Raw genomic sequence first — 20,038 nt, forward strand, 5'->3', positions numbered from 1 at the left:
CCGAGCACCGATCCTGCTCCACACCTCCACGACACTCTGAGGAGAGCCGCATGGCACGTCTCGCCGGCGTCGACATCCCGCGCGACAAGCGCGTGGTGATCGCACTTACTTACATCTACGGCGTGGGTCGCACCCGCTCCGTCGAGATCCTGACCGCAACGGACATCAGTCACGACATCCGCGTCAAGGACCTCACCGACGACCAGTTGGTCGCTCTCCGCGACCACATCGAAGGCACCTACAAGGTAGAGGGCGACCTCCGCCGCGAGGTCGCCGCCGACATCCGCCGCAAGGTCGAGATCGGCTCCTACGAGGGCATCCGCCACCGTCGCGGCCTCCCGGTGCGCGGTCAGCGCACGAAGACGAACGCTCGCACCCGCAAGGGTCCCAAGCGCACCGTCGCCGGCAAGAAGAAGGCGCGCTAGGCCTCCGCCGGCGCAGGATTCAGGAGAACCGCACATGGCACAGGCCAAGTCCGCCGCGCGCAAGCCGCGCCGCAAGGAGAAGAAGAACATCGCCGTGGGTCAGGCCCACATCAAGTCGACGTTCAACAACACCATCGTTTCGATCACCGATCCCTCGGGTGCCGTCATCAGCTGGGCGTCGTCCGGCGGTGTCGGGTTCAAGGGCTCGCGCAAGTCGACGCCGTACGCCGCCGGCATGGCCGCCGAGTCGGCCGCCCGCCAGGCCCAGGAGCACGGTGTCAAGAAGGTCGACGTCTTCGTGAAGGGTCCGGGTTCGGGTCGCGAGACCGCGATCCGCTCGCTCACCGCCGCCGGCCTCGAGGTCGGCTCGATCCAGGACGTGACGCCCCAGGCCCACAACGGCTGCCGTCCGCCGAAGCGCCGCCGCGTCTGATGCGCGATCGTTCCCGGGGAGTGCTCGTCACTCCCCGGGAACGCCGCCCTGACGCGCACCCACACTTCCGGACGCCGCGGCGAGCCCACTTCGCATCACCGGGCTCCCACGCCGTCCCGCGAGTACAACTCAACACCTCACCCCATTACACGTGTCATATAGCGGGCACGTGATCGAAAGGAACACATAGTGCTCATCGCACAGCGTCCCACTCTGACCGAGGAGAAGATCGGGGAGTTCCGCAGCCGTTTCGTCATCGAGCCGTTGGAGCCCGGCTTCGGTTACACGATCGGCAACGCGCTGCGTCGCAGCCTCCTGTCGTCGATCCCCGGCGCGGCCGTCACGAGCATCCGCATCGACGGTGTCCTGCACGAGTTCAGCACCATCCCGGGCGTGAAGGAAGACGTCACCGAGATCATCCTGAACATCAAGCAGCTCGTCGTCTCGAGCGAGCGCGACGAGCCCATCACGGCGTACCTGCGCAAGACCGGCGCCGGTGAGGTCACCGCCGCGGACATCTCCGCGCCCGCGGGTGTCGAGGTGCACAACCCCGAGCTGGTTATCGCCACGCTGAACGACACCGCCAAGTTCGAGCTGGAGCTGACGATCGAGCGCGGTCGCGGCTATGTCTCGGCGACGCAGAACCGCAACGAGTACGCCGAAGCCGGTCAGATCCCGATCGACTCGATCTACTCGCCCGTTCTCAAGGTCAGCTACCGCGTCGACGCCACTCGCGCCGGCGAGCGCACCGACTTCGACAAGCTGGTCCTCGACGTCGAGTCGAAGGCATCCATCGCCCCGCGCGACGCCGTCGCCTCGGCTGGACGTACCCTCACCGAGCTGTTCGGTCTCGCCCGCGAGCTGAACGTCGAGGCCGAGGGCATCGAGATCGGTCCTGCGCCGGTCGAGACAGTCCTTTCGAACGAGCTGTCGATGCCGATCGAAGACCTCGATCTGTCGGTCCGCTCGTACAACTGCCTCAAGCGCGAGGGCATCAACACCGTCTCGGAGCTGGTCGCCCTTTCGGAGACGCAGCTCATGAACATCCGCAACTTCGGTCAGAAGTCGGTCGACGAGGTGCGCGACAAGCTCACCTCCCTCGGCCTGTCGCTGAAGGATTCGGTGCCCGGCTTCGACGGCGCCCAGTTCTACAGCGGCTACGACGAAGAAACCGTCTGACCTCGTCGGACCCGACCGAACCTCTCACTGGAGTAACACGACATGCCCAAGCCCACGAAGGGTCCCCGCCTCGGAGGCGGCCCGGCCCACGAGCGTCTGCTTCTCGCGAACCTCGCCGCAGCGCTGTACACGCACAAGTCGATCAAGACGACCGAGACCAAGGCCAAGCGCCTGCGTCCGCTCGCCGAGCGCCTCATCACCTTCGCCAAGCGTGGCGACCTCCACGCGCGTCGTCGCGTGCTGGGCGTCATCGGCGACAAGGACGTCGTGCACACGCTCTTCACCGAGATCGCGCCCCTGGTGGCTGAGCGCGAGGGTGGCTACACCCGCATCACCAAGGTCGGGAACCGCAAGGGTGACAACGCCCCCATGGCCGTGATCGAGCTCGTGCTCGAGCCCGTCGCCAAGAAGGCGTCGAACAAGGCCGCTGCGGCCGCAGCGGCACCGGCCGCGGAGGAGCCCGTCGCTGACGAGGCTCCCGCCGAGGAGAACACCACCGACGAGGCCGCCGACGCCGGCGCCGAGTCGCCCGAGGAGGGCGCGGCCGCGGAGGCCGCTGCCGAGGACGCCGTCGAAGGCGACACCAAGGCCTGAGACCCTCTCACCTCGTACGATGCCCCCACCCCGTTTCGGGTGGGGGCATCGTCGTGTGTGCGGGCCGGGTCTTCGCTCCCCGCAGGCTCGGACTCGTAGGCTGGTGGCGTGCGCATCCGCCTCGACATCGCCTATGACGGCACTCACTTCCGGGGCTGGGCCCGTCAACCGGGTCTCCGAACGGTGCAGGGGGAGCTCGAGGGGGCGCTCGCGCGGATCGTCGGCGGTGAGCCGCGCCTGATCGTTGCCGGACGCACGGACGCGGGAGTCCACGCCTCGGGGCAGGTCGCACACGTCGACCTGAACGAGGACCAGATCGCGCGCCTGCCGCGGCGCCGACGCGACAACGACGAAGGCGACGCGGTCGTCGCCTTGGCTGGACGGGTACGAGGTGTGCTGGGCCTTTACGCGGACGTCACCGTGCGCCGAGCGTCGCGCGCCCCCGAGGGATTCGACGCGCGCTTCTCCGCGGTGTGGAGGCGCTATTCGTACCGTCTGGCCGACGCGACGACGGGCTACGATCCGCTGAGCCGACAGCGGACGACGACCCTCCGCGGTGTTCTCGACCTGGAGAGGATGGATGCCGCCGCGTCGCGGTTGATCGGCCTGCACGACTTCGCTGCGTACTGCAAGGCTCGCGAAAAGGCCACCACCATCCGCACCCTGCTCGAGTTCGATTGGCGCCGGGACGACGGCGGCGTCCTCGTGGCCAACGTCCGCGCTGATGCGTTCTGCCACAGCATGGTGCGAGCTCTCGTGGGCGCCTGCGTGGCGGTGGGGGAGGGGCGGATCGAGGTCGATGACGTCGTGGCCATCCGTGACGCTCGCTTGCGGATACCCGAGACCAAGGTGCTGGCCGCGCGGGGTCTCGTGCTCGCGGAGGTCGGCTACCCCGCGGACGAGCTCCTGGCGGCGCGCGCCGAGCAGACGCGCAACCGACGGGATGCCGACGACTCGGCATCCTGAGGTCCTCCCGCGCGGCCGGGGCAAGCCCTCGGAGATCTCCGTGGGAGCGGACGTATGCTGACATCGCCATGAAGGTCATCTCGTACAACCTCAACAAGCACCGCGCCGCCGGTGAGCTCACCGAGCTCGTCGAGAAGCACGCGGTGGACGTGCTGTGTCTCCAGGAGTGCGACACGAACGACATCCCCGACCACGTGGGCAGACTCCGCCTTGCCGAGGCGACCCAGCGCAACCGCCTCGGGCTTGCGCTCTACTACCGCGAGAACACCTTCCGCGCCGAAGAAGTCCGCGCGATCTCGCTCAAGAAGTCACTGCACGACTACGTCCTCAAGCCCGCGGAGGAGCGGATGCTGGGTGTGCGGCTGCGCGATATCGACACCGGTCGCGACGTGATCGTCGCCTCGTTCCATGCAGCGCCGCTCACCGCGCTCAACTCGTTGCGCCGACACCAGATCCGCACGGCGCTCACCGAATTGCAGAACCTCGGCCCCGGTCTCCCCGCGCTCATGGTGGGGGACTACAACTACCCGGTGTTCAAGGAGAACCTGGGCCAGAAGGTCCGCGACCAGGGCTACGAGCTGACGCTGAGCGATGCTCGTACCTACACGCGCTACCGGTTCTTCAAGGGGCACTACGACTTCGCCACGTCCGTGGGCTTCGACATCGCCCACATCAAGACCCTGCCGCAGGGGCTCAGCGACCATCTGCCGATCCTCATCACCGCCGAGGTCACAACCTCCCGTGCACGTGGTCTGACGTAGGTCGGCGGCGTGCCGGCTTCGGCCGGCGGCAGGGAACGACAGAGGGGGCCGTCCGTAGACGACCCCCTCACGCGTACCTCCGCGGATCAGGATGCCAGGTGGCGCCGGCGACGGACCACGGTGCCGACGGCCACCGCGCCGCCCGCGACGACGAGTGCCCCGCCCGCGATCCAGAGACCTGCCGTCCCACCCGCGTCGAAGCCGGTCACGGCCAGGCCGCCCTTGGCGGGTGACGTGCTCGATCCCGCCGGGGTGACGGTCACGCTCGAGTGCAGCACCACCCCGCTCGTGGCGCCGGTGAAGGTGAAGGAGTAGACCCCCTTGGCATTGCTCGGAAAGCGCACCGGCGTCTTGAGGTAGCCGTTGACCGCGCGGGAACGGAGAGAGTCGTTGGTCTCGGTCGCGACCGAGGCGAGCGTGATGCTCTTCGCGGCACCGCCGGTGACGGAGATGATGATCTCTTCGTCGCCCTGGTAGGCCGCGCGGTCGGTCGTGAACGTGGCCACGCCGCCGGGGGCGACCGTGGACGGCGAGACGGCGACGACGGCGGGGTCGGTGTAGGCGTTGGCGGCCGTGGGAGCCATCAGCGCGGCCGCGGCGAGCGAGAGCGCGGTGACGGCCCGGATGATCGTGGTCTTCATGGGGTGCCCCATCTGCTTGGCGAAGTCGAGCCGATACGAGGACAGCGAGACGAGGTCCGACGCTCGCCGTCCGAGTGGCTTCTAGCCGAGAGTCTTGTGGAGGAGCAGTACGCGACTCGCGAGGGAGCGAGAGGTTTCATGCGGGCACACCCCGGACTTCACCCCATCGCGCGAGCGGTCCGTGCGCGGTCATCCGCGGAACCGGCACTCCCCGATACGCGGGACCTCGGCGCCGTCACGGGTGGGTGTTGCCACGGCATCCAGTTCGGGGGTCCTCGCCAGCCTCACGAGGAGCTCCAAGCGAGCGGTTTCGCCGGGGGCCAGCTGCACGGACCACTTCACCACCTGACGTTCGTCGTGCACTCCGCCGGCGAACCCCGGGGCGTCGCCGTCCGCACTCGTCCGACGCTCGACGAGGACGGCTCCCGGCGGAAGGTAGACGTACACCCCCGTCAAGGCGTCGCCGACCGGCACGCCGTACTCGCCACCCCCGGTCACGTACGTCGGGAGAGAAGCCGGGTCGGGAGCGTCGCTGCGCAATTCCACGTGCAGCGAGGCCGTGTCGTCCGTGCACCAGGCGATCTCGACGTGCGGGTGGAGGTAGTAGTCCATCTTGGAGCCCGTGCCGTCGTTCAGGTAGACGCCGAACGTCGTGCGTCTGTCATCGGACGTGGGAAGGGCGCCCTGCAGGGTCGAACCGTCGAGGACGGCCTGCTCGGTGGCATCCGCGTTCCAGATCAGCAGCCGTCGCTCCTGCGCGGAATGGCTGACCGCGTCGACCAGGGCGACGGGGTCGACGTGACCGTCGGCGAGCGCCTGGAACACCGCCGCCGAGGCACTCTGGAAGAAGGCGTCCTGATCGCGCGGATCGGCGTAGCGACGATACGTTTCATCGAGGAGAAGCGGGACGGCGTTGTCGGTCGTCAGAACGTCGCCCGAGGGGAGGCGCACGGGTCCCGTCGCCCGCAACAGATACGCCAGGGTCACCGGATCGAGCGCCACCACCGCATCGACGGTCGTACCGTGCACGCGCCGCCACATCTCTCGTGCGAGAGGAGCGCCGACCGAGAAGTCCGGCACCTGGGTCGTGTTCTGCAGATACCGGGCGGGGCGGGTGTCGTAGATGCTTCGCACGTCGTCGGGGAGCTCGGCCACGGGAGAGTCGCCCGACGCGGCGACGTCGGCGGAGGACGCCTGCGCGGCGAGCGTCATCCGGCCCTCGACCGTGTCGAGCTGCACGACCGCGCCCACGACGCCGCCCAGCGAGCGCCACTCGGCGTTGTTCTGGAGGAGCACGAGGGTGGACCGGGGACGATCGGCGCCCAGCATCGCCGGGACGAGGCGTGTGGCCCGCTCCAGGGCATCGGCCGCGTCCGCCGCGGTACCGAGGAGTTCCCCCGCCTCCGAGACCCCCTCGGACACCCGTCCGAGGAGCGGCAGACGGTCGATGGCGTCGACACGGTCGGCTGACTCCCGCAGCGTCGCGGCGGCGTCCGCCGCGGCGGGGGCGACGGCGGCGATACGGGAGACGTCGATGGCGCCGTCGACGGGGCGCAACACGTCGAGGGAGAGTGCCGCGGCGGCCGCGGCGAGGGGATCGACGGCGGCGACGGCGCCGTCGATCGCAGCGGCGGTCTCGGACACCGCGGACAGCTGGGGCCCGACCCAAGGCAGGGTTTCAGCGAGACGCCAGATCGGGTCGGCGGTCAACTCGCGGGCCGCGGACGTGTCCGCACCGGCGGACGAGAGCGCGGCCGTCGCGGCCGCGAGGTCGTCGACGTCGCTCACCGTCGCCGACACCACCGCGCGCGCCTCGCTCAGGTGGCCCTGAGCGAGCGCGGCCCGCACACCGACCCACGTGGTGAGGGCGAGTCCCAGGACGGCGACGAGGCAGACGACGCCGGCGAAGACCCGGCGCGCACGGGACGAGGATCCGGAGCGGGAGGTGGCGATCACGCGAGAACCCTAGGCCAGCCGGTTCGCCGGTCTTCGCTCCCCTAGACTGAGGCAATCGACTCGGGGGAGAACGCATGTCGCTTGGAGTGCAATGCGTCAGGGTGACGGCGGTGGCCCTGACGGGGATGCTCCTGCTGGCATCGACCGGGTGCGGCGCTCCGCCGTGGCAGCAGAGTGCGGGCGAATCGACCCCCGCTCCGACCGCATCGGTCGTTCCGCAACCGGTGCCCAACGACCTCTCGAGCGGGTCCACGAAGCGTTCCCTCACCACCGGGGCCGTGACGGCGACAGTGGACTATTGGTCGACCCTGTCGATGGATCGCTGGACACGGACGGCGTTGAAGCCCGTCAACCTGTCGATGGTGACGGTCGTCACCCCGGACGACGGCCAGAAGGTCTATCTGCAGCGCGCCACCATGACGGCGGTTCCGGGTAACGCCTCCGAGTCACTTTCGCCGCTGCCGCAGCAGGTCGATCAGACGGAGTCACCGGGGTATCTGGTGCTCTCCCCCTACAGCTACTCGCAGGTCTTCACCGTCGGCGAGGTCCCGCCCGAGAGCACCTTTGTCACCCTGCAGTTCACCTTCGAGTACCTCGTCCAGACCACCCCGACGTCGAGCGAGTACGCGAAGCAGACCGCCACCGACTCGCTGACCGTGGCCCTCGCCGACGGGGTCTCGGGCGGCTGAGACACGTCCTCCGGTTCACCGGGGGCGTTGTGCGCGCGGTCGCTGCTCGGCGTGAGCGGGCCGTTCAGACCGGGGTGTCGTCGGTGACCGCCGGGAGGACGACGGTCACGGTCGTGCCGACGCCGGGCTCGCTCTCGAGGAACAGCGAGCCGCCCTGTTCCTCGACGATGCTGCGGATGATCCCCATGCCCAAGCCGGTCCCCGGGGTCTCGCTCTCGCGGGCCGTGCGCGCGCGGAAGTACGGATCGAACACGCGCTCCAGATCTTCGGCGTGGATGCCGATCCCGGTGTCGGCGAAGTGGAGGATGACGTCCTCCGGGGACACCTCGCCCGAGATGCGGATCGTGCCGCCCGACCGGGTGTACTTGATCGCATTGCTCAGGATGTTGTCGAACGCCTGACGCAGCCGGAAGCCATCGCCGGCGACCCGGGTCGCTTCGGGGAGCTCCTCGATCAGGCTCACGCGCCGCGCGGTGGCTGTCGGACGGAAGGACTCGAGCGCCGACGCGATGATGCGGCCGGCATCGGCGACCGCGGGGGTCGCCGGCTCGCGGAACACCCCCCGTGACGTCGCGAGGATCTCGGAGATGAGCTTCTGCATGCGTTCGCCCGCCGCGGCGATCACCTCGAGCTGCTCGCGCACCTTCGGCGTGAGATCCGGAGCGTCCAGGGCGAGGTCGGCGTGACCGATGATGGCCGTGAGCGGGTTTCGCAACTCGTGCGACACCGTTGCCGCCAGTCGCTCGCGGGCGCGTTCGGATTCGATCAGCGCCGTCACGTCGTGCACGATGAGTAACGTGCTCTCGGGCTCGTCGGCCGAGACGAGTCGACGCGTCGACGCGGACAGGGCGCGCCACTCGCCGCGGGCGTCGAACAGCCACACCCGCTCGTCGTCGAACTGTTCCCCCCGGGCAGCGCGCACGAACGGGCGCTCGTTGTCGGACAGGGGCGCTCCGCGCAGCGTCGCGTACTCGACGGTTCCCCCCGGGCGCTGGGGTTCGTCTCGCTCGATACCGTACAGCGCGACGTAGGTGTCGTTGAGGGCGAGCACCTCACCCTCTGCCGACAGTCGGGCGATCCCGGTGTCGAGGCCGTTCAACATCTGGGACACGCGTCGCTCCTGACCCGAGACGCGCTGGAGCGTCCCCTGCAGCCTCCGTGCCTGACGTCGCAGCAGCTGTTTGAAGGCGCGGGTCTGCCGCGTGAAGAGGTAGGTGTTGATCGCGATGAAGGTCAGCGACAGCAGGACGACGAGGAATCGCAACGCCGAGGAGGGGCCGGTGGCGTTCAGCGTCGCGTCGAGCAGGATGATGGCGCCGACCGCCACCAGGGCGGAGATGAGGGATGCCAGCGCGAAATGCGTGGCGATCCACATGATGGGGAACACCCAGAAGAACCCGAAACGCAGGTCGGTGCCCACACTCATCAGGCCGATGGCGATGATGTCGCCGAAGGGGATGGCGGACACCGCCGCGCGAGGGAGTTTGTGCCAGGGCACCACGATGGCCACCGCCGTGAGGGCGATCACGATGCCGATGCCGGAGGAGAAGGACCACGAGGTGAAGAGGATCGGCTCGATCACCTGCACGAGCAGCACGGTGATCATGACGCTCGCACCGAGGATCAGCTGCAGGAGCCATACCGACCGGGTGCGCCCGCCGGAACCGGTCCTGTCGTCGTCGCGCGCGCTGTCCGAGGGAGCTGGTGTGACGCTCCTCGGGGGTGCCATGTTCCCGAGCTTATCGACAGGGGTGCGGGGGACCGGCGAATCCGACCGGCGGCGTCCCGCGGCGTTCGGCGGGAGGGAGCCCGGGCACATCAGGCCTCACCGGCCGCATCGGTGTGCGGGCGCGAACGCCGGCTCTTCATGAGCGCAGACAGGCCGTCGACCGTGCGGACCATCGAGTGCTCGAACGACAGGTCCGGCACGTCGTCGTAATCCAGCAGGGGCATGCGCTGAGCGAACGCGCGTCGCACCTCCGACTCGAGATCGTCTTCGACGGTCTCCGCTGGAGTCACGGCGAAAACGGTGTCGCGCGAGGGGAGACCCGCCACCACCTCGGGCAGTGCTTCGTCGATGGCGCCGGCCGCAGCGCGGAGCACCTCCCGACCGCGCGCGCCGCTGTGCGCGGTGCGGATGAGATCGATCTCGGGCAGGTGGACGAGCGTGACCCGCGCGCAGCCGTGCGCCGCGATGAGTCGCGCTGCTTCGCGTCGCAGAGCACCGCGGTCGTGCGCTCGCGTCCCCGGGGACGGCCGATCGTCGAGTTGTCGACCGACGCGGACGGCGCCTGCCAAGACGAGGGCGATCGCTGCGGCGCTCACGAGCGCCGTCGCTTCGGCGGAGAGCATGCCCGGCTGGGTCAGGACGGCCACACCCGACACCGCGACCACGACGAGACGGGAGGCCATGTAGACGGCGTATCCGCTCAAAGTCCACGTCAGCAGTCGGCTCCCCCGCAGCGCCCCCAGCGGCCGTCGCGCACACTCGAGGGCCCCGAGGACGGCGAACACGACCAGTCCCGCGATCTTCAGCAAGGTGGCGTCTTCGAGCGGGACGAGGAAGGTGAGGCCGAGCAGGAAGACGCCCACGGCTGCGATGCCGACGGCGCCGACCGAGCGGCGGTGATTCAGGCGCCGCGCACCCGCCCACACGAGCCCGGCCGCCATCACGTTGGTGGCGTTGCCGCCGGCAGCGGCCGCCGTGCCGCCGCCCGCCGCCTCCAGGACGTTCATCGACCCGCACAGCAGGGCGGCGATCGCAGCCATGCCGAAGTACCGCACCAACTCGGCGCGCGCACCCCCGCGATCGTCGTCGAGGCGTCCGTGCGCGAGAAAGAGAATGGCGAGCGCGACGCCGGCGGTGGCGATGGTCGAAAGGAGCAGGAGGACGATCATGCGGCGACGTCTTCCTCCCGCAAGGACGGCGAACCTTGAGGGGATCTTGCGGGGACGCCTGTCCGGTGCAGCGGATGCATTGCGGCCGGCCCGTCACAGTGGGACCAGGCCGATAGGTCGAAGACCGACAGGAAGGCACCACCATGATCGATGTGCGCGGCACCTCTTACACGCACGAGCTCCGATCGCGTACGCCGGAGCACGAAGGCCGCTTCGGTGACGACTTCGAGGCCGTCATGGGGGACACGAGCGTGCACCGCTCGACGATCGGGTGCGTCATCCCGGCCTACAACGAGGAGGAGTCGATCGCCGGCGTCATCGAGGCGCTGCTCGGGCAGACCCGTGTGCCGGACGTCATCCATGTCGTGGTCAACAACACCTCGGATGCCACGGTCCGGATCGCCTCCCGCTTCAGCGGTCCCCACGAGGTGCTCACCGAACTCGGTGAGCAGTTCACCGAGGTGTTCGTGCATGACATCGGCAAGAACCCCGACAAGAAGGTCGGCGCCCTCAACTACGGCTACTCCCTCGTCGAGGGCTACGACTACCTGCTGGGGGTCGACGGTGACACGGTCGCCGACTCCCGGGCCGTGGAGTACCTCGAGGCCGAGGCCGTCTCGGACACCCGCATCGGCGGGATCTCCGCGATCTACACCATCGACGACAAGCCCATCCGGGGTGGCGTGGCCCGATTCCTCATCGCCGGCCAGCGCACGCAGTTCGCGGCGTTCAACCTGCAGAACATGCTGCGCGGTCGGAACATGGCGGTGTTGGGCGGGCAGTTCTCGATCTTCTCCACCACCGCGCTGCGCGACGCGATGGTTCAGAACCATCAGTCGACGCCGTGGGTGAAAGACTCGGAGGTCGAGGACTCTCTGCTCTCCCTGCAGATCAAGAGCGCGGGCTACCTCACCAAGATCAGCCCCGTGGCGCGCGCCGACGTGGGAGGCATGACCACGCTGTCGGCCTACGACGCCCAGCAGGTCAAATGGACCTACGGCGCCATCGAACTCATGTGGCCCGGTCAGCGCGGCGACACCAAGGGGCAGCCCTTCCACCCCAACCTGCGCCTGAGGTGGTTCGAGAACGTCGGCATGCTGACGAACCTGTTCGTCCGCGTGGCGTTCCTCGCGCTTCTGGCGGGCTCGTTGTCGGTCGGTGCGTTCGTCTTCTCGCCGTGGTGGCTGATCCCGCCGGCCGTGGCGATGCTGCTGAATCTCCGCATCGCGCGAACGATGCAGAACGTGAATCGCACCGACATCTTGTTCGCGGTGCTCTTCCTCCCCGCGGAGGTTTTCATGTGGGTGCGTATCAGTCACTTCGTGCGCTCGTGGTCGCGCTTCCTGTCGCGCAAGAAGGTCGACAACTGGGCCATGCAGGCGAAGGCGGAACGCGGTGGAGGGCTGGGTCACTGGGTGCCGATGCTCGTACTGGTCGCCGTCGCCGTCGCGCTCGCCGTCATCTGGATGCTGGTGGGACCGACCATGCAGTCGTCGATCCTGTGGGTCGGGTGGCCCATCGTCGGTGTGGTGACCGTGCTGCAGACGCTCATGATGTTCTCCAAGCTCGTTCGGCGCCAACACGGATTCAAGGTCTGACGGCGCTCCGCGCCGATGTTCCGACCCCTCCGAGACGGGCACCTCGGTCTCGAGAGGCGGGGTACCCGCTCTTCGTGCGGCCTCAGGGGGCGGCGGTCTCCGACGTGAGGCGGTACCCGACCCCGCGCACCGTCTCGATGTAACGCGGAGTGACCGGATTGTCGCCGAGCTTGCGGCGGAGGTTGGTCATGTGTGCTTCGATCGCGCGCTTGTCCGCGTCTCCCACGAAGTAGCTCGTCACGTACGACTCGCCGCGCAGGACGAGCGTCAGATCGGCCTTGCTGCGGACACGGCGCTTGGACTCCATGAGCGTCGCGAGCAGGTCGAACTCGGTCCGGGTGAGGTCGAGGTCTTCTCCGGCGAGTCGCACGAGCCGACTGTCGGGATCGAGGTGCAGATCGCGGTGCATCAACCAGGCGGTACCGGCGGTGGCGACCTCGCCCGCGGTCGGGCGCAGGAGGACATCGGTCCCCGCGGATGCCGCCGAGGTGTCGATCTCGACCCGGGCGGTCGGGAACGAGGGGCCGACGCTCTCCTGCCGCGGGGTGGCCGCGGCGGCCGACTCGCCGGCACGCGGACGACGCAACAGTGCTTCGATGCGCGCGCGCAGCTCCCGCGGACGGAAAGGCTTGACGACGTACTCGTCGGCACCGGCACCGAGGCCGAGGACGACGTCGGCCTCTTCCTCGAGGCCCGTCAGCATGATGATGTAGGTGTCGCTCTGCTGGCGGATGCGCCGGGCCGCTTCGAAGCCGTCCATCCCCGGCATATTCACGTCGAGGGTCGTGATCAACGGTTGGTAGTTGACGACCGCGCGGACCCCGTCGATCCCGTTGCCGACCGAGACGGTGGAGAATCCCGCCGACTCGAGGACCTCGGCGAGGAGGTGACGGATATCGGGATCGTCCTCGACGATCACCGCTGTCTTCACGAGCTCCGCACTGCTCATCTGACCCACTCCTCCGCCGTCGCGCATTCGCGCCCGCGTTCTCCCCCGAGATGCGGTGTCGCATAGCGACGCGCGCAATCTTGGCACATTTATGTGTGCATTCCGGTAAGCATGTCAGAAGACGCCTCTCGTCAGTTCGACTGCGGCATCCGGCCACCACGAGCCGGCCGAAGGGCCGCCGTTGCATTCGCCGTCGCTCTCGCCCGGAGGCTTGATCCACAGGTTGGTGTCGACCACCCCGTCGCCATACGAGCCGCCCGCGCTCCCCACCGACCGCCCGCGCGGGTTGCACCACTGCGCCCCCGCAGGACCGGCCCCGTTGCGCGACGTGTCGATGACGGCGTGCGTGCCGCCGAGCCGGTCGGAGAGGGCGTGCGCATAGGCGAACTCGGCGGCGGTGTCCTGATAGTTCGAGACGTTGAGAGCCACGCCGCGCACCATCGGCAGGAGCCCGCTCGTCCGCAGGAGATCGGCCATCTCGTCCACCGGATGCCAGGCGGAGTGGCCTCCGTCGATGTAGATCCAGGTGTCGGGGCCGGCGAGATTGTCGACCGCGGTTCTCAGGTGAGCCATCCGTTCGTCGATCGAGCCGCACGAGGAGGCCAGGGCGATGCTGTCCGGCTCGAGGACGATGATCTTCCGCAGCGCGGGCGCCTCATCGAGAGCGCGTCCGATGCGCTCCGTCCACTCGCCGTAGGCGTCGGGATCCAGGCCGCCCGCCGAGAAGTTCCCGCAGTCACGGTCGGGAAGGCCGTATACCGCCAGAGAGAGCGTCGCATTCTGGTCACGCGTCTCTTCGATGAGGCGGGAGACCCGATCCTGAACGGCGTCGACCGGATCGGTCTCCGGGGTCAACCAGACCGTCGTGGGCTGCTGTGCGAGCCATTCCGCCGCGGCCTTCGCGGACGCGTTACCGGCGGCGGTCGAGGCGGAGGACGCCTTCGAGGTGTCGGATACGAGCACACGTGTGCCGACGGCCGGCGCGATAGCCGCCGCAGCCTCCAGCGCGCTGACGGTCATGCGGCCGACGGTCACGATGGAGGCGACGAGGACCACGGCGACCAGGAGAGCGGCAACGATGAGCGCGCGGCGAAGTCGTGCACGTCGGATCTTCTTCATCGGATGCGGGGCAGCCACGCTGCACTCTATCCACCCCTGGGGGGCGGCGAACAAAATAGTTCAGGGAGGAAGCGACGTAGACTGTTGCGGTGGGAAAACTGGTTTACAACTCACTCGGTCACGCGTTCGACATCGAGGACCGGACGCTGTCCCATCTGCGCGTCGTGTTCATGAACAAGCTCCGACGCGGGGAGCCGTTCATGTTTCACATCCCGATGGGTGACGGGAGCGGAACGAGGTCGCTGTGGGTGTCGCCGTCGATCCCGCTCGTCTTCCACTTCTACGGCAGCCGACCGCCGCACCTGAACCGGAGGTGGGTCGACGAGCTGATGAACGAAGCGAGTAATCCGCAGGGGCTCAGCGTCGTCGCTGAACCCGACCCCGACGCCGCCCCCCGAGACTGATGGCGACTCAGGTGCACTCGGCGTCGACGACCTCGCGGACGCGATCGAGGAAGGCCGCCACGTGATCAGCCGCCTCGTGGGGTAGTTCTGCGGCGAAGTCGCGGATGCGCGCAGTGACCGGGTCGATGGCGTCCGGATCGGTTCCGCGATCGAAGGGCACGATGAACTTGCTGCGGCGATCCGACGGGTTGGCCACGAAGGTGATCAGGCCGCCCGCGTGGAGTCGGTCGAGCATGCCCGTGACGGAGGCCGCGGAGATGCCCAGGTACTGTGCGATCTCGCTGGGGGTGACGGTGGCCCCCGCGTCGGCGCGCTCGAGCACGAGGCGCATGGCCGCGCGGGCGTTCTCGCTGGGGCCGCAGTGGGACTGGCGTCGGCGCGCGAGTCGGTCTTCGGCGAGACGGAGGCGTTCGACCGCCCGAGCAGCGGTCATCGCGGCGTCGTTTTCGATCTCGATCGTCATACGTCTCCTCGAGGTCCAGCAACCCGTGGACACATCCTAGTTCGGCCTCCCAGATTCTTGGTTGACGAGGGAATTCAGGTCTCCGTCCAACAATGCGTCGTCCTGGAGGCGTCGAGCAGCGCTCGTTACCGTCGGGTGCGAACGCCGCGAACGGACGGGCGCTCGAGCTCTCCGCACAGGCGGGATCCGTGACGCAGTCGGTGAACGCCCGGCCGAGTCAGCGACCCGCGATGGCGTGCCGGTGCGCGATCGCCGAGACCCACTGCATTCCGGGGCACGGCGGAGCCGCGCGGCCCCGCATGCGCTCCCAGGCTTCGACGTAGATGCCCTCGAGCAATGCCTCTGCGCGGTGCGCGACACCCGTCAGCGACAGGAGGACGGCATAAACGCGCGGTGCCGTCGCGTCGTAGAAGGTGACGAACGCGTCGCAGTCGCCGGACGCGGCCCGCACCAGGAGGGCGTCGAGATCGTCCTCTCGGGTCGAGAGGGACGCGGCGTCGGCCAGGGTCACGGGGCACCTCCTTGGTGGGGGATTCCAGTCAACCGGGGTCGGTCCGCCCCTGCCTGGGGTTGCACAATCGGAACGGGTGCCGTAGCGGGACCGGGCCGGCGTGCATCGTCAAGCCCGCGAGGCGGGGCGGCGGGTCCCATTACCGTGACGACATGAGATCAGTCGTGCGTTGGATGCTGGCTTCGGCCATGGTGTTCGCCGGTATTTCCCACCTCACCTTCGCGCGGCGCGACTTCCAGGCGCAGGTGCCCGACGCGCTCGTCGAACGCGGTCCACTGGACAAGGACGCCGTCGTCGTGGCATCCGGAGTCGTCGAGGCCGCCTTCGGCCTCGCACTCGTCGCTCTGCCGAAGGAGCGCCGCCGGATCGGTGCCGCTCTCGCGGCGTTCTTCGTCGCGATTCTTCCCGGCAACATCGATCAGTGGCGAAAGGGTCGTTCCGCGTTCGGCCTCGACACGGACCGGAAGCGTTTCACCCGCCTGTTCTTCCAGCCGCTGCTGATCGCCGCGGCGTGGTGGTCGACGCGCTGAGCGCCCCGTGTCCGATGTCGTCAGCCTCGAGCTCGTCTTCGACGACGCGTCGGAGGCGGCGGTCCGCCGCGAGTGGGACGCGCTCGTCGCCGCGGATCTGCCGAGCCAGGCGCGCCACACCGGGGCGAGCAATCGCCCGCACATCACCCTCCTCGTCCGTCCCGCCCTGGGTGATCCCGACCTGTCGGCGCTCGCCGCTCGTCTGCCGCTGCAGCTCACCCTCGGGGCGCCGTTGATCTTCGGCACGGGTCGGTCGCGGGTGATCGCGCGTTCCGTCGTCCCCTCGGTCGCGCTCCTCGACCTCCACTCCCGCATCCATGCGCTGGCGGGACCGGGGGACGACGCTGTGCACACGCGGCCCGGATCGTGGACGGCGCACGTCACGCTCGCGCGGCGGGTGCCGCTCGACAGTCTCGGGAAGGCGTCGGGCGTGCTCGCGGAGGCCGGGGAGGCGGAGCTCGCCGTCACCGCCACGGGGGTGCGCCGGTGGGATTCGGCGTCGCGGACGGTATCGGACCCCGTCTCCCGTGGCACGCTGGAGACGTGCTGACCGACGACGCGCGCTCCTTCTTGAGCGAATACCACCTGGCCACCCTCTCGACCATCGGGCGATCGGGACGTGTGCACGCCGTCCCCGTCGGCTTCACCTACGAGGACGGCGTCGTCCGGGTGATCGGGTCGCGGGGAACGCAGAAGTTCGTCAACGCCGCACGGAGCGGCCGCGCCTCGATCTGCTCCGTCGACGGAGGCCGCTGGATCAGTTTCGAAGGCCCCGTCCGCGTGACCGACGAAAGGGAGGCCGTGGCGCACGCCGTCGAACTGTACGCGTCGCGCTACCGCCAGCCGCGAGTGAACCCGGATCGCGTCGTCCTCGAGATCACTGTCGAACGCACTTTGGGTTCCGCGGCCCTGCGCGCCTGACCGGCGTATCGTGGAGGGATGGCTTCCTCCACCTCGTCGATGCCCTCCGGGCGTGAGGGGGTCGTCGGCGCGCGGAGCGCCGGCGGCACACGCGCCGTGCGCGCCGCCTTCCTCGCCGGGTGACCGGCGCCGACGTCTCGCCTATCGCGCGGGCGTCGCCGACCGCGGACCTCTCGGCCCCGGCCCCCGTCCGCATACTCTGCGGATGCCGCGCGGCCCGATAGCCGGGTCGACCCATCGACGGGAAATCATGCACGCTCTCTCCGCAACCGCTCTCCGCGTCTCGTTCGTCAACGTCTCCACCCGCGAACGCAGCGCCATCGTCATCCCCACCGACATCGACGACGCCGACTGGCCGCGCCTCGACTACGTCGGCTGGCGCGACGCGAAGGCCCCGCTCCTCGGATTCGTCGTGGCCGAGATCGACGGGGAACCCGTCGGCCTCCAGCTGCGCCAGGCGGAGCAGCCCACCCGCTCTCGGCCGCAGTGCTCGTGGTGCTCCGATGTGACACTGCCCAACGACGTGGTGTTCTTCTCGGCCCGCCGCGCCGGCAAGGCCGGCCGGACGGGCAACACCGTCGGAACCCTCGTGTGCGCACGGTTCGAGTGCTCGCGGAACGTCCGGCGCATGGATCCGCCGGCGTATCTCGGACACGATGCGGCCGCGGCGCGCGATCGTCGGATCGACGGCTTGCGGTCCCGCGTCGACGCCTTCTTCCGCGATCTGCGCGACGGCGTCTAGGAGGCGCGCGCTCGCCGGATCGTCACGGTCGGATGTCGGATATCGGATGCCGTGGAACGCGCCGCGCACGCCTCGCGGCGTCGCTCACAAGGCTCGGAGCTTCTCCAGGAGAGGCGCGGCGACCTCGTCGACGAAGCGCTGCTGTTGTTCGTCGCCGACCTGCACGATGGCGATGTCGGTGAAGCCGGCGTCGAGGAAGGGACGGACGCTCTCGGCGAGTTCGTCCAGATCGGGACCGCACGCGATGGCCTCCGCGACGTCGTCCGGCCGCACGAACTGCGAGGCGCCCGCGAAGCCCGCCGGGGTCGGCAGATCGGCGTTAACCGCCCAGCCCCCCGCGAACCAGCGGAACTGATCGTGGGCGCGGGCGATCGCGGCATCCTTGTCGGGGTCCCAGCTAATCGGGATCTGCCCGATCTTGCGCGACGCCCCGTCGTGGTGCGCATCCCATCCCTGCACGATCTCGGCGTCGGGCTCGGTGGTGATGAGGTGGTCGCCGAGGGGCGCGAAGCGCGCGATCGAGTGCTCACCCGAGACGGCCACGCCGATGGGCACGCCCCCCTCGGGGGAGTCCCACACGCGCGCCGAATCGACGCGGAAGTACTCACCGTCGTACGTGACGAGATCGCCGGTGTGCAGGGCGCGGATGATCTCGATCGCCTCGACGAGCATGTCCTGCCGCGCGTGCACGGCCGGCCACCCCTCGCCGACGACGTGCTCGTTGAGGTTCTCGCCCGAGCCGAGACCGAGCGTGAAGCGGCCCTCCGACAGCAGCTGGAGGGTGGCGGCCTTCTGGGCGACCACGGCGGGGTGGTACCGCACGGTGGGGCAGGTGACATACGTCATCAGCTCGACGTCGGATGTGGCCTGCGCCACGGCACCCAGCACCGTCCACGCGTAGGGGGCGTGTCCCTGGCTGGTGAGCCACGGCGAGTAGTGATCGCTCGAAGCCAGGAAGTCGTAGCCGGCGCGCTCGGCGCCGACGGCGTAGTCGACGAGCGCCCGGGGGCCGCTCTGCTCGGTCATGAGGGTGTAGCCGAATCGCGTCATGACCGCCACGGTAGGCCGCGGCATCCGGGCTCTTCCCCGGGGTTGCGCACCGCCCCCGGATACGACAGCGGGCCCGCGGCATCCGCCGCGGGCCCGCTGGACGAGGGTCAGTCCTCGGGCGCGTGGATGATCTTCTCGCCGTCGAAGGTCTCCCGCTCCTTCTTCTGACTGTCGTTGCGGGTCTTGCGCAGGCTGAGGAACGTGGCCACCGCGACCGTCGCGGCGATGAACAGCAGAGAGAACCAGATGGGGATCTCGGGCACCCACAGCAGCGGCTCGCCGCCGTTGATGAACGGCAGTTCGTTCACGTGCAGGGCGTGGAATACGAGCTTGACACCGATGAAGGCCAGGATGACGGCGAGTCCCTGGGCGAGGTACACCAGGCGTTCGAGCAGGCCGCCGATGAGGAAGTACAGCTGGCGCAGACCCATGAGCGCGAACGCGTTGGCGGTGAAGACGATGTACGCCTCGTTCGTCAGGCCGTAGATGGCGGGGATGGAGTCGACCGCGAAGACGAGGTCGATGAAGCCGATCGCGATGATGACCAGCAGCATCGGGGTGACGAAGCGCTTGCCGTTCTTCTTCACGGTGAGCTTGTCGTCGTTGTACTCCTCGCTGACGGGGAGCACGCGACGCACGAACTGCATGAACTTGCCGTTCGCGGGGTCGCTGTCGCCGTGCGAGAACGCCTGGCGGTAGGCCAGGAAGAGCAGGAGGGCACCGAAGATGTAGAAGATCCACGAGAAGTTCTCGATGAGCGCCGCGCCCACGGCGATGAACGCGCCGCGCATGATGAGCGCGATCACGATGCCCACCATCAGCACCTTCTGCTGGTAGATCTTCGGCACGGCGAACCCGGTCATGATGATCAGGAACACGAAGAGGTTGTCGATCGACAGGGCCTTCTCGGTCAGGTAGCCGGCGAAGTATTCACCGCCGAAGGTCCAGCCGGAGACGAGGCCGATGCCGACGCCGAACAGCAGCGCGAGGCTGATGTAGAAGACCGACCACCGAGCAGACTCGGCGATCGTCGGCTCGTGCGGCTTGCGCACGTGCACGAAGAATTCGAAGACGAAGAACGCGATCGTGACCGCGATGGTGATGATCCAGACAAGGGGTGTGACGCCCAAGACGGCCTCCAAGGGGATTTCGGTGTACAACAGAACACCAAGGTCTCCTCCACCCGACGAGATGGGCCGACGTCCCGGG

General features: G+C 68.8%; 23 protein-coding genes. 13 read left to right on the forward strand and 10 right to left on the reverse strand.

Features of this window, described 5'->3' with window-relative positions; genetic code table 11:
* Positions 1–50: 50 nt before the first annotated feature.
* The 6 genes from rpsM to MT347_RS01725 all read left to right on the forward strand — a co-directional run bounded on the left by rpsM (position 51) and on the right by MT347_RS01725 (position 4,358).
* Positions 51–425, forward strand: a complete 375-nt coding sequence (gene rpsM / locus MT347_RS01700) for a 30S ribosomal protein S13 (protein WP_243497414.1) — start codon at positions 51–53, stop codon at positions 423–425.
* 34 nt (positions 426–459) lie between these two features.
* Positions 460–858, forward strand: a complete 399-nt coding sequence (gene rpsK, locus MT347_RS01705; RefSeq protein WP_013583990.1) for a 30S ribosomal protein S11 — start codon at positions 460–462, stop codon at positions 856–858.
* Positions 859–1,047: 189 nt separating this feature from the next.
* Positions 1,048–2,037 (forward strand): DNA-directed RNA polymerase subunit alpha, encoded by a 990-nt coding sequence (locus MT347_RS01710; RefSeq protein ID WP_058230893.1) that lies wholly within the window; start codon positions 1,048–1,050, stop codon positions 2,035–2,037.
* A 42-nt stretch (positions 2,038–2,079) separates the two neighbouring features.
* Positions 2,080–2,631: a 50S ribosomal protein L17 gene (rplQ, locus tag MT347_RS01715; RefSeq protein ID WP_243497416.1), complete on the forward strand. Its 552-nt coding sequence runs from the start codon at positions 2,080–2,082 to the stop codon at positions 2,629–2,631.
* Between the two features lie 108 nt (positions 2,632–2,739).
* On the forward strand, positions 2,740–3,597 hold the full coding sequence (gene truA, locus MT347_RS01720; protein ID WP_243497418.1) for a tRNA pseudouridine(38-40) synthase TruA: 858 nt from the start codon (positions 2,740–2,742) through the stop codon (positions 3,595–3,597).
* A gap of 68 nt (positions 3,598–3,665) precedes the next feature.
* A complete protein-coding gene (locus MT347_RS01725) occupies positions 3,666–4,358 on the forward strand; it encodes an endonuclease/exonuclease/phosphatase family protein (protein ID WP_243497425.1) in 693 nt (230 codons plus the stop codon).
* Positions 4,359–4,444: 86 nt separating this feature from the next.
* On the opposite strand, the gene MT347_RS01730 is transcribed toward MT347_RS01725, so the two are convergent.
* The gene (locus MT347_RS01730; RefSeq protein WP_243497430.1) at positions 4,445–4,999 is read right to left on the reverse strand and encodes a hypothetical protein; all 555 of its coding nucleotides are present in this window, start codon (positions 4,997–4,999) and stop codon (positions 4,445–4,447) included.
* 189 nt (positions 5,000–5,188) lie between these two features.
* Positions 5,189–6,955 (reverse strand): DUF4012 domain-containing protein, encoded by a 1,767-nt coding sequence (locus MT347_RS18325; RefSeq protein WP_243497436.1) that lies wholly within the window; start codon positions 6,953–6,955, stop codon positions 5,189–5,191.
* Positions 6,956–7,065: 110 nt separating this feature from the next.
* Here MT347_RS18325 and MT347_RS01740 point away from each other — a divergent pair, with 110 nt between their 5' ends.
* Complete coding sequence (locus tag MT347_RS01740) at positions 7,066–7,644, forward strand: hypothetical protein (RefSeq protein ID WP_243497438.1); 579 nt, start codon at positions 7,066–7,068, stop codon at positions 7,642–7,644.
* A gap of 64 nt (positions 7,645–7,708) precedes the next feature.
* On the opposite strand, the gene MT347_RS01745 is transcribed toward MT347_RS01740, so the two are convergent.
* Positions 7,709–9,373 (reverse strand): ATP-binding protein, encoded by a 1,665-nt coding sequence (locus tag MT347_RS01745; protein ID WP_243497440.1) that lies wholly within the window; start codon positions 9,371–9,373, stop codon positions 7,709–7,711.
* An 89-nt stretch (positions 9,374–9,462) separates the two neighbouring features.
* Entirely contained in the window at positions 9,463–10,542 is a 1,080-nt protein-coding gene (locus tag MT347_RS01750; RefSeq protein ID WP_243497443.1) for a hypothetical protein, read from the reverse strand.
* Positions 10,543–10,685: 143 nt separating this feature from the next.
* Here MT347_RS01750 and MT347_RS01755 point away from each other — a divergent pair, with 143 nt between their 5' ends.
* Positions 10,686–12,140, forward strand: a complete 1,455-nt coding sequence (locus tag MT347_RS01755) for a glycosyltransferase (RefSeq protein ID WP_243497449.1) — start codon at positions 10,686–10,688, stop codon at positions 12,138–12,140.
* Positions 12,141–12,222: 82 nt separating this feature from the next.
* On the opposite strand, the gene MT347_RS01760 is transcribed toward MT347_RS01755, so the two are convergent.
* Both MT347_RS01760 and MT347_RS01765 read right to left on the reverse strand, forming a co-directional pair.
* On the reverse strand, positions 12,223–13,089 hold the full coding sequence (locus MT347_RS01760) for a response regulator transcription factor (protein ID WP_243497451.1): 867 nt from the start codon (positions 13,087–13,089) through the stop codon (positions 12,223–12,225).
* Between the two features lie 114 nt (positions 13,090–13,203).
* Entirely contained in the window at positions 13,204–14,226 is a 1,023-nt protein-coding gene (locus tag MT347_RS01765) for a glycoside hydrolase family 6 protein (RefSeq protein ID WP_243497453.1), read from the reverse strand.
* Between the two features lie 71 nt (positions 14,227–14,297).
* On the opposite strand from MT347_RS01765, the gene MT347_RS01770 reads away from it, so the two are divergent.
* Complete coding sequence (locus MT347_RS01770) at positions 14,298–14,612, forward strand: ATP-dependent DNA ligase (protein ID WP_243497455.1); 315 nt, start codon at positions 14,298–14,300, stop codon at positions 14,610–14,612.
* 7 nt (positions 14,613–14,619) lie between these two features.
* On the opposite strand, the gene MT347_RS01775 is transcribed toward MT347_RS01770, so the two are convergent.
* Both MT347_RS01775 and MT347_RS01780 read right to left on the reverse strand, forming a co-directional pair.
* Entirely contained in the window at positions 14,620–15,075 is a 456-nt protein-coding gene (locus MT347_RS01775) for a MarR family winged helix-turn-helix transcriptional regulator (protein ID WP_243497457.1), read from the reverse strand.
* Positions 15,076–15,292: 217 nt separating this feature from the next.
* Complete coding sequence (locus tag MT347_RS01780) at positions 15,293–15,586, reverse strand: hypothetical protein (RefSeq protein ID WP_243497458.1); 294 nt, start codon at positions 15,584–15,586, stop codon at positions 15,293–15,295.
* Positions 15,587–15,738: 152 nt separating this feature from the next.
* On the opposite strand from MT347_RS01780, the gene MT347_RS01785 reads away from it, so the two are divergent.
* The 4 genes from MT347_RS01785 (at position 15,739) to MT347_RS01800 (ending at position 17,779) form a co-directional block, all read left to right on the forward strand.
* Positions 15,739–16,116 (forward strand): hypothetical protein, encoded by a 378-nt coding sequence (locus MT347_RS01785; protein WP_243497459.1) that lies wholly within the window; start codon positions 15,739–15,741, stop codon positions 16,114–16,116.
* Positions 16,117–16,123: 7 nt separating this feature from the next.
* Positions 16,124–16,666, forward strand: a complete 543-nt coding sequence (locus MT347_RS01790) for a 2'-5' RNA ligase family protein (RefSeq protein ID WP_243497460.1) — start codon at positions 16,124–16,126, stop codon at positions 16,664–16,666.
* Positions 16,660–17,037 carry a PPOX class F420-dependent oxidoreductase gene (locus tag MT347_RS01795; protein WP_243497462.1) on the forward strand — a complete coding sequence of 126 codons (378 nt, stop codon included), beginning with the start codon at positions 16,660–16,662 and terminating at the stop codon, positions 17,035–17,037. The genes MT347_RS01790 and MT347_RS01795 overlap by 7 nt, the downstream gene beginning before the upstream one ends.
* A 250-nt stretch (positions 17,038–17,287) precedes the next feature.
* Positions 17,288–17,779 carry an FBP domain-containing protein gene (locus MT347_RS01800; protein WP_243497464.1) on the forward strand — a complete coding sequence of 164 codons (492 nt, stop codon included), beginning with the start codon at positions 17,288–17,290 and terminating at the stop codon, positions 17,777–17,779.
* Between the two features lie 84 nt (positions 17,780–17,863).
* Here MT347_RS01800 and MT347_RS01805 read toward each other — a convergent pair whose 3' ends face one another.
* Entirely contained in the window at positions 17,864–18,829 is a 966-nt protein-coding gene (locus MT347_RS01805; protein WP_243497466.1) for a TIGR03557 family F420-dependent LLM class oxidoreductase, read from the reverse strand.
* Positions 18,830–18,936: 107 nt separating this feature from the next.
* A complete protein-coding gene (locus MT347_RS01810; RefSeq protein WP_243497991.1) occupies positions 18,937–19,959 on the reverse strand; it encodes a TerC family protein in 1,023 nt (340 codons plus the stop codon).
* Positions 19,960–20,038: the final 79 nt, after the last annotated feature.

Source organism: Microbacterium sp. VKM Ac-2923 (genome assembly GCF_022815605.1).
Classification (GTDB): Bacteria; Actinomycetota; Actinomycetes; order Actinomycetales; family Microbacteriaceae; genus Microbacterium.